This window comes from Paenibacillus sp. AR247 (genome assembly GCF_002968895.1).
Classification (GTDB): Bacteria; Bacillota; Bacilli; order Paenibacillales; family Paenibacillaceae; genus Paenibacillus_AQ; species Paenibacillus_AQ favisporus.
Genome location: NZ_PCZT01000042.1, coordinates 1 through 2,001 on the forward strand (window position 1 = coordinate 1; position 2,001 = coordinate 2,001).

At 54.9% G+C, this 2,001-nt stretch carries 2 protein-coding genes; both read right to left on the bottom strand.

The features are described 5' to 3' along the window. The coding region (locus CPT76_RS35465) for a hypothetical protein (protein WP_146116547.1) at positions 1-1,645 on the bottom strand (1,645 nt) is incomplete at its 3' end. A gap of 56 nt (positions 1,646-1,701) precedes the next feature. Next, positions 1,702-2,001 (bottom strand): hypothetical protein (locus CPT76_RS38195; protein ID WP_219845499.1); only part of this gene is annotated, 300 nt, incomplete at its 5' end.

Sequence of the window (2,001 nt, forward strand, 5' to 3'; positions counted from 1 at the left end):
GAAGTAGCTTCTGTGCCCGCTCAACGCGCAGCCCAATCAGGAAATCGACGAATTTGACGCCGAACTGCTCCTTGAACAGCTGGCTCGCGTATTTTCCGTTCATGCCGAACCGGTCGCTAATAAGATTCAGGGACAGCTCGGGGTTCGCAAAATGGTCTTCGATATATTTTTTGACCTCGTAGATCACAGGGTTGGTGCTGTTTTTATCCAGGATCGCAGCGTACTGATCGTACAGCTCCCCGATCAGCGACTCGTACAACTCGCGGATTTCCGCAACCGACCCTGTTTCCCGAAGCGCCCCGGCCATGCTGGAGTAGGAAACAGCATGCCAGAGCTCCTGAAGGGCCGGCGGCAGTTCCTCGATAAGCCTTGCGAACCGGTGGGTCAGATCGTTCAGAAGCAGCCGCAGTTCTTCCTCTTTCAGCAAGCGCTCTTCCAAATGGCCGAAAATCCGGTCAAGGTCGTTCCGCCATGCCGGCGCAGGCAGCCTGAAATGATGAATCAAATTTTCCGCCCATTTATAGTAATCCGTGTCGACTCGGTTTTCTCTGTTTTTTATTTCCGAATAGACGATCACCCGGTTATTCCCGGCCGTCATTTTGTACTGCAGGGCGGCAAGTGCTTCCCGGAAGGAGGTTTTGGCTTCTGGGAGGCCGTCAACGACCGAGCCGATTCCGATCGTGACCGAGAAGGGGAACGCGTCCTGCACCCAACTGCGCAAGCCGTCCATTAAAGCGTCCGGGCCGATCGTACCGGAGAAGCTGTCCGTTCCGGCGTTAACCAGCAGGGCTAAGCGGCCGCCGGCAATCCAATCCGAGCCGGCAACCATAGCCGCGAGCTCGGGGCGCTTGCCGAGCTCCGTTTCCAACCGGTGCTTGGCTTCAAGAAGCTGCTGGCGGTCTCCGCGCATCAGGGGAACGTATTTGTCGATTTCCACGATCGCGACGGTGATGCCGCCGCCCTTCTCCGGCATCCGGAACAGCCGGGCATAATCCTCCCATTCACTCGCGGTGAAAGCCGTGTCTTCCTCCTGCAGCTCATAGAAAAAGCGTTTGCGGCGCATGATCGCGTTTTCTGCCTCCTGACGGTCGATCAGATTCATGCGGCCAAGCATGTTGTCAAAGACCTGCTCAATAATCGAAAATTCGTCGCTGGCATTTGGCTTCGTTTCATGCCGATAGTCAGATATACGGCGCACGATATTTTCGATAGGACGGTAATTCCTCCGGGTGACGAACATAATGTAAGCGAGGATGGCAAGGAGGGAAGGAATCAGGATGGACAGCGGTGCGAGCGAACGGACCGCGGCTTGTCCGAACAGATCCGGGGTAACCGGTCCGCTTGCGTATTTTAGCCCGATGTAATCCGATTCCAGATAAGTCGTCGGCTTCGTTTTCTGCGCGGCGGGTTCATTCGAGAAGACCGTGCTGCCCTGAACGTCGGCGATGTCTAAGAAGGAGCGCTGTCCGCTGCCCGCGCTGCCGGCCATGGACAGCAGCTTGTCCACCTTTACGTTCAGCACGATGATGCCTTCGTTGCCGCGGGAATTTTTTACAATCGAAATGACCCGCTCCGGCGGATCGATTAAAGGAAACTCGCTGTAGAGCCGAATCGGTGACCAGCGGTTTTGTGTTGCCTTTGGCACGCTCTGGATAAAGGTCTTGTCCGTAAAGTCGTCAATTGGCGCGGCATAGCCGCCCGTCAGTACGAGCCCGTCCTTGTATCGGTAAAAATTACCGATTGGATAAGCAGGTTGCTGCGCATTTTGGCAATTTCGTTAGAAGCTTTGTAATTGACGAGACCGGAAGCGTTTGCGCTCCCGTTAAAGAAATCGTTAATAGCATCGTTGTTGACGGTCTGGCCGGCAAGCATCAGCTCGATATTTTTGAGTCTGGTCGTCATGCCATCCACCACTTGTTCCACATAAGTGCGGCTCTCCTTTTCGGTCTCTTTGCTCACGTTGCCGTATGCCACGGAAAAACGATCGCGATGACGATCGTT